The sequence below is a fragment of the Pedobacter folensis genome, assembly GCF_056490665.1.
Map to the genome: position 1 here is coordinate 1 of NZ_JBWJIF010000001.1, position 6,696 is coordinate 6,696.

Here is a 6,696-nt window from a genome sequence, read left to right on the forward strand (position 1 = left end):
CTACAACGGTAACCCGGCTACCTTAAATGAGGTGAAATTAAGTCAGGTTTCCACCACGAATCCAAATGTTACTCTAGATGTGACAACCGGAAAAGTTAATGTTGCACCAAATACGCCGGCAGGAACTTATACTTTGGTTTACCAGATCGAAGATAAACTGAACCCAGGTCAGACGAAAACGGCTACAGTAACCATCACAGTTGCTGCACCTGCTTTGGCTGCCACAAACGATAGCGGAAATGCAAATGGCTTCACTGGCGGAACTGCAGTTGAAAATGTATTGCTTAACGATACCTACAACGGTAATCCGGCTACCTTAAATGAGGTGAAATTAAGTCAGGTTTCGACCACCAATCCGAATGTTACTTTAGATGTGACAACCGGAAAGGTGAATGTTGCACCAAACACGCCGGCAGGAACTTATACTTTGGTTTACCAGATCGAAGATAAACTGAACCCAGGCCAGACGAAAACAGCTACGGTAACCATCACGGTTGGTACCAGTACCATTCTGGCCAAAGACGATACCGGAACAGCAAATGGTTTTACAGGTGGCACAGCTGTTGAAAATATCCTGGTTAACGATAAGTATAATGATGTTTCACCTGCAACAACCGCTACGGTTACCATCAATCAGATTTCAACTTCAAATCCAAAAATTAACATCGTTGCGGCAAGCGGAAAAGTAAATGTTGCAGCAGGAACGCTTCCTGGAGTTTATACCTTGACTTATCAGATTACCGATAAACTGGATGTGGCAAAAACTTCAACAGCAATCGTTACGGTAAACATCCCGAACTGGATAACTGATCTTCAGGTAAGCAAAACCGCCAATGTAACTGGTGTTGAAACCAATGGCGATATCAGTTATACGATCATCATCAAAAACAACGGACCAGCAACGGTATTAAGTGGTGAATCCATTGCATTGATAGAAAATCTTCCGGCAGGTTTAGAAAATATAACCTATAACACAACGGGAGGAACATACAGTTCGTCAGGCAATGCCTTTACCCTAACTGCAGATTTACTGGTAGGTGAACAGGTAAGTTTAACGGTTAACGGACATGTTGCAGCAGGATTTACCGGTGTAAATTTAGTCAATAGTGTTTCCCTAAATCCAACAGGTAAAACAACAGATCCTGAAAATGTAAACAACCAATCAACCGTTACCACACCGATCATGAAAGGCAAAGTAACATTGGTTAAAACAGCTGTGCTAAGTGCAGATGGTAACAGCATTACTTACACGTTCAACATCACCAATATGGGCGAGGTAGCCTTAAATCATGTGGTGTTAACTGATCAGAAATTAGCTTTAAATCAAACATTTCCAACAGCATTAGCCGTAGGAGCGAGTTTTACCTACAATCAGGTTTATATTCTTTCACAAAGTGATAAAGATGCCGGATCAGTAAGTAACAGCGCTTCGGTAAGTGCCAAAACACCAGCAGGAAATACGGTTACAGATATTTCCGGAACTGCAGCTGGAAACGATATTCCTACGGAAACACCAGTTTTGAATACATCTTCACTAACTTTTACGAAAGTAGCCAGTGCTGTAGGAACGAAAATTGGCGAATCGATCGATTATAACTTTACCATTACCAATACCGGAAGTGTTACGCTAAGTAATTTAAGCGTGAGCGATGCTGCGGTTGATGCAGGATCGATCAAACCAGCAAGCATTTCAACTTTGGCACCTGGCGCAAGTGTTAATGTTACGGCAAAACACACCTTAACACAAAACGACATTAATCAGGGATCGTTTACTAACCAGGCATCCATAAAATTAACCGATAATAAAGGAAATACAATTAATCAGTTATCCGACGATCCATCTACGCCGGCACCAAATGATGCTACAGTAACCAAATTAACGCCGTCGCCAGCTTTCACCTTAACCAAAGCTGCCACAAACGTTGCAACCAAGGCTGGTGATGTAATCAATTACAGCATTATATTCAAAAATACAGGAAATGTAACCTTAACCGATATTACATTAGTTGACGCCAATGCCGATGCGGGTAGTTTAATACCGGCGAATATCACTTCGGTATTGCCAGGCGCTACCGTTAATATTACAGCTAAACATACCGTAAAACAAAGTGATGTAAACGCTGCTGGTTTCAGTAATCAGGTAAGTGCAAACGTAAAAGACCCGAAAGGAAATACGATTGTAAAAGTATCCGACGATCCATCAACGCCTGCAGCAGATGATGCCACCTTTACCGCAATTGTGGCCAATCCATCGGTTAGGTTTACTAAAATATTTGCCAATAGTGCGGGTGTGGTTAAAGTAATTGAGTACAACATTCAGGTAACCAATACCGGAAATGTTACCTTAACCAATATTGTGGTAACTGATGAGGGCGCCGATCCGGGAAGTATTACGCCTGCTACCATCAGTAAATTAGAACCTGCAGAAACTGCATTGATTTTAGCACGACACACCTTAACGCAACCAGAAATTGATCATGGCAAGTTTGTAAATCAGGCGGGTTTGGTTGCCAACTATTCGGGCGCTAATAAACTGAGTAAACTTTCAGATGATCCGAGAACCCTGGCACCTGATGATCCTACGGTATTCCCGATCAAAGAAACACCAGGCCTTACTTTGGTTAAAACAGGTGTTTTAAGTGCTGATGGAAATTCGGTTACCTATACTTTTACGGCAAAAAATACCGGGAATGTGACGTTAAACAATTTCAGTTTGCTTGATCCAAAAATTTCATCAACGCTTACGTTCACACCTGCAAGTATCGCACCTGATCAAACGGCAGTGGCCACAGCCATTTATGCCATTACGCAGGCAGAGAAAAATGCAAGTTCGGTAAGAAACACAGCTACACTAACGGCCACCACACCAGCAGGAACTTCAGTTTCGGATATTTCGGGAACCGAGGAAGACAATGATTATCCTACTATTTTAGAATTGCCAAAAATCGTAAGTTCAAAAACCGTTACCGATGCCAATAATAACGGAAAGGCCGAGGCAAATGAGGTTTTAACTTATCGCATTATCGTTAAAAACAACGGAAATACAGCCAGAACAGGTGTGAAGATTACCGATGCCATTCCGGCTAATACGACTTATGTAAGCGCCAGTGCAGATAATGGCGGATCGTTAACCGGCAATATATTAAACTGGAATAATTTGACTATTCCTGCCAACGGACAGGTGCAGGTAAGCTTTAAGGTAACGGTTAATGCTATCATTCCTTCGGGTGTGTTAAGCGTGAACAACACGGCTACCGTAACCGATCCTGGAAATGCCTCAACACCATTAAGCCCAACGGTATCCATCCCTACAGAAGGAATGCTGGAAGGTAGTAAATCGGTTGCTGACAATAAAGGCAATAAAGATGGCAAAGCACAGGCCAATGAAATTTTGACTTATTCGCTTCAGGTAAGAAATACAGGCGGATCGGCATTAAATGGCGTAACCATAACGGATGAACTTCCTGCAGGCTTAACCTATATTCCGAACTCGGTTTCAGGTTACGGTACGGTTATGGGCAACACTTTGAAATGGACGATTAATATGCAGGCCAATTCGAGTACTGTATTAACTTTTGATGCGAAAGTTGCACCAGATGTAAATAGCTACAATACCATAAAAAATCTGGCCATCATGACGAGTCCAGCAGGAACAAGCATTAAACCGGAAGCACTTGTAGCTGTAGATAAATCGGCTGATTTAATGGTGACAAAGGAATTGCTAACCAAAGGCGATATCAAAACAGGTGCGGATGTAACCTATAAAATTACGGTAACCAATAAAGGGCCAAACAGGGCAACAGGCGTTACGGTTACCGATAAGCTTGCCACCATTATCGATGCGCCTAAAGAAATTACGGTTACCATTGGTACAACAACTTATACCACCACCAGCAGAGATTTAGTATGGTTAGTTGGCAGTTTAGATTTAAATCAGAGTGCCACATTAACCTTTAAAGCAAGAACCTTAGCTGCGGGTGTATTAAATAATTCGGCAACAGTAAAAGCAGATCAGCCAGATCCGGTATTGAACAATAACATGGTTCAGGCAGATGCAGCCATTATCACAGGCGATGATTTATTGATCCCGAACCTGTTTACACCTAATGGCGATGGTATAAATGATACTTTCGAGATTAACGGCCTGGCCCAATTTGCTGAAAACGAAATCACCATTGTTAACCGCTGGGGTAACGAAGTATTCCGCGCTAAAGCTTACCAGAATAACTGGACGGGCGAAGGCTTGAATGAGGGAACTTATTATTACCTGCTACGTGTTAAAAAAGCGGGCAATAATGAGTGGAAAGTATTTAAAGGTTATATCACCCTGATCAGGGCATTTAAAAACTAATTGGGGAGGAAGATACGATGAAGAAACTAATAGGATTAATAGCAGGTTTGCTTTTGTGGCTTTCGCAGCCGGTATCTGCGCAGCAGGATGCCCAGTATAGCCAGTATATGTTCAACGGGATTTATATCAATCCCGCCTACGCCGGATATAAAGAGGTGCTGAATGTGCATAGCTTTTACCGTAGCCAGTGGACAGGGATTACCGGAGCACCAAGAAGCATGTCGCTGGCCGTAGATGCCATTGCAAACAGCGGTAACGTTGGTTTGGCCCTTCAGGTGGCAAGCGATAAACTGGGTGCACAGACCAACCTGAGTATTTACGGCAACTACGCCTACCGCATCAGAATGAATGATGATGGTAGCTCGAGATTGGCGCTGGGCTTGGGTGTGGGCATGGTACAGCTGGGTATAGACGGCTCCATGCTGAACCCAAACAATCCGGAGCCTAACCAGCCAGTAGGCGTGCAGAGTACCATTGTGCCCGATGCAAGGGCAGGGGTTTACTTTGCCAACGACAGGTTTTATGCAGGTTTCTCAGCCGATAACCTGATTGCCACTTACATCGATATCGACCGTTATGCTTTTATCCCACAGCCAAAACCGCATTATTACCTGACCGCGGGCGCATTGTTTCCGCTTTCAGAAGATTTTCAGGTTAAACCTTCCTTCCTCTTAAAAGATGATCGGGGGGGACCAACGAGTTTAGATGTGAATGCATTTTTGATGATCAAAGATTTTATCTGGGTAGGCGGTTCGTACCGGACGGGAGTAAAGCTGTATGATAAAAACTATTTGCAACGTGATCTTACACCCAGGAACTCTGCCGTAGCAGCGATACAAATTTTTCCGTCAGAAAAACTCAGGATCGGTTATGGTTACGATTTTTCAATCGGCCCATTACAAGGCTATAGCGGCAGAACACACGAGATTTCATTGTCCTATTCGTTCATTAAGCAAAACATCAGATTGGCAACCCCACGGGTGTTTTAAACAAAACTGTAAACTTGTGTATAATAATATTTACACATTTAAACGAAAAATTAACTACAATTGCGTACAAAAAAATAACTTTTTATTAACTTGCAGAATATTCTTAAAATAATGAAAACAAAAAATGCCGTAAGTACTTTTACTGTGCTCATCGCTGATGATCATGAGATCATCCGTCGTGGATTAAAAGGTTTAATATCAGACTTTTGGCCTGGTGTTGAAATCATTCATGCATCTACCTTAGAGCAGGCGCTTGTCGAAACAGAAAAATCGCCAAGTTTAATCATCATCGATGTAAACTTGCCGGGAGGTAATAACCTGAAGGTAATCGATCAGATTAAACTGGTTCAGCCAAACGCAAAAATTTTGGTATTTTCATCTTTGAATGAGAATATTTATGCCGTTCCATATTTAAAATCTGGCGCATCTGGTTACTTAACTAAAAATGCAGAAGAATCGGAAATTGTAACCGCCATTACTACAATTTTAGCTGGCAGTCGCTATTCGAGCAGAAATGTGAAGGAAAATATGTTCAACAGTATATTGGGTAACGATGCGGATAATCCTTTTACCAAACTTTCGGGCAGGGAATTAGAAGTAGCAGAATTACTAACAAAGGGGATAGGTGTATTAGAAATTTCTAATCAGCTGAATCTTCAAATGGGTACAGTAAGTACTTATAAACTGAGACTTTTCCAAAAGCTGAAAATAAAAAGCATTATAGAACTGGCTGAAAAGATGAGTATCTATGAAAGATAAAAAGAGTATTTACTCTTTTTATCTTTTCTAAGCCTTTTTGTTTTTATCTACAGTACCTGGCCCGCCCGTTCCTGATTCGTTAGGTGTGGAGCCTGCCTGTCCAAATTTATCTGAAGAACCCTTTCCGTTTTGATCGAAGGAGGCCTTTTCCTTTGCGCTTCCTTTACTTTTACTCCCTTTTTCCGCTGCGTGTTGATTGTCTTTAGTTTTCATAAGATACCTAATTGATTACCATCTCAACATTTTAAAACAATCAAAGTTTTATTTAATTCTTTTGTGTTAACGTTTAGATTCCAGAGAAAATGATTTTGGCTAATCGAAATGAATAGCGCATTCAAGAGTTGTTACCTGACCTAAGTATAAGCCTTAAACGAATATAGCTAAAAGTTGTATTTATTTAGTTGATCAGGATCAATATATGTGGCACACAGGCTCTGGTAAAAACATGCAAATTTATGCTTTAAGCAGTCGTTTTTTTTGATAAAAATCAAATTGATGTTTTTGTGTATAATTAATTATACGTATTTTAGGTTTGCGGTAAAAATATTGATACTTAATAATATATCTTTGTATACTTTGATGAACAGAATGAACGGC

At 41.2% G+C, this 6,696-nt stretch carries 4 protein-coding genes; 3 read left to right on the forward strand and 1 reads right to left on the reverse strand.

Annotated features, from left to right (window positions below):
- The 3 genes from AC04QZ_RS00005 to AC04QZ_RS00015 all read left to right on the forward strand — a co-directional run.
- Positions 1-4,351: DUF7507 domain-containing protein (locus AC04QZ_RS00005; protein WP_478356016.1), on the forward strand; the 4,351-nt coding region annotated here is incomplete at its 5' end.
- 17 nt (positions 4,352-4,368) lie between these two features.
- The gene (locus AC04QZ_RS00010; protein ID WP_478356018.1) at positions 4,369-5,340 is read left to right on the forward strand and encodes a PorP/SprF family type IX secretion system membrane protein; all 972 of its coding nucleotides are present in this window, start codon (positions 4,369-4,371) and stop codon (positions 5,338-5,340) included.
- 111 nt (positions 5,341-5,451) lie between these two features.
- On the forward strand, positions 5,452-6,099 hold the full coding sequence (locus AC04QZ_RS00015) for a response regulator (protein WP_057934807.1): 648 nt from the start codon (positions 5,452-5,454) through the stop codon (positions 6,097-6,099).
- 27 nt (positions 6,100-6,126) lie between these two features.
- On the opposite strand, the gene AC04QZ_RS00020 is transcribed toward AC04QZ_RS00015, so the two are convergent.
- Positions 6,127-6,312: a hypothetical protein gene (locus tag AC04QZ_RS00020; protein ID WP_478356020.1), complete on the reverse strand. Its 186-nt coding sequence runs from the start codon at positions 6,310-6,312 to the stop codon at positions 6,127-6,129.
- Between the last annotated feature and the right edge of the window lie 384 nt (positions 6,313-6,696).

What these genes read in the sequence shown, in the direction of transcription:
- AC04QZ_RS00010 (WP_478356018.1), top strand. Translation starts at nt 4,369, where the DNA reads ATGAAGAAACTAATAGGATTAATAGCAGGTTTGCTTTTGTGGCTTTCG.
- AC04QZ_RS00015 (WP_057934807.1), top strand. Translation starts at nt 5,452, where the DNA reads ATGAAAACAAAAAATGCCGTAAGTACTTTTACTGTGCTCATCGCTGAT.
- AC04QZ_RS00020 (WP_478356020.1), bottom strand. Translation starts at nt 6,312, where the DNA reads ATGAAAACTAAAGACAATCAACACGCAGCGGAAAAAGGGAGTAAAAGT.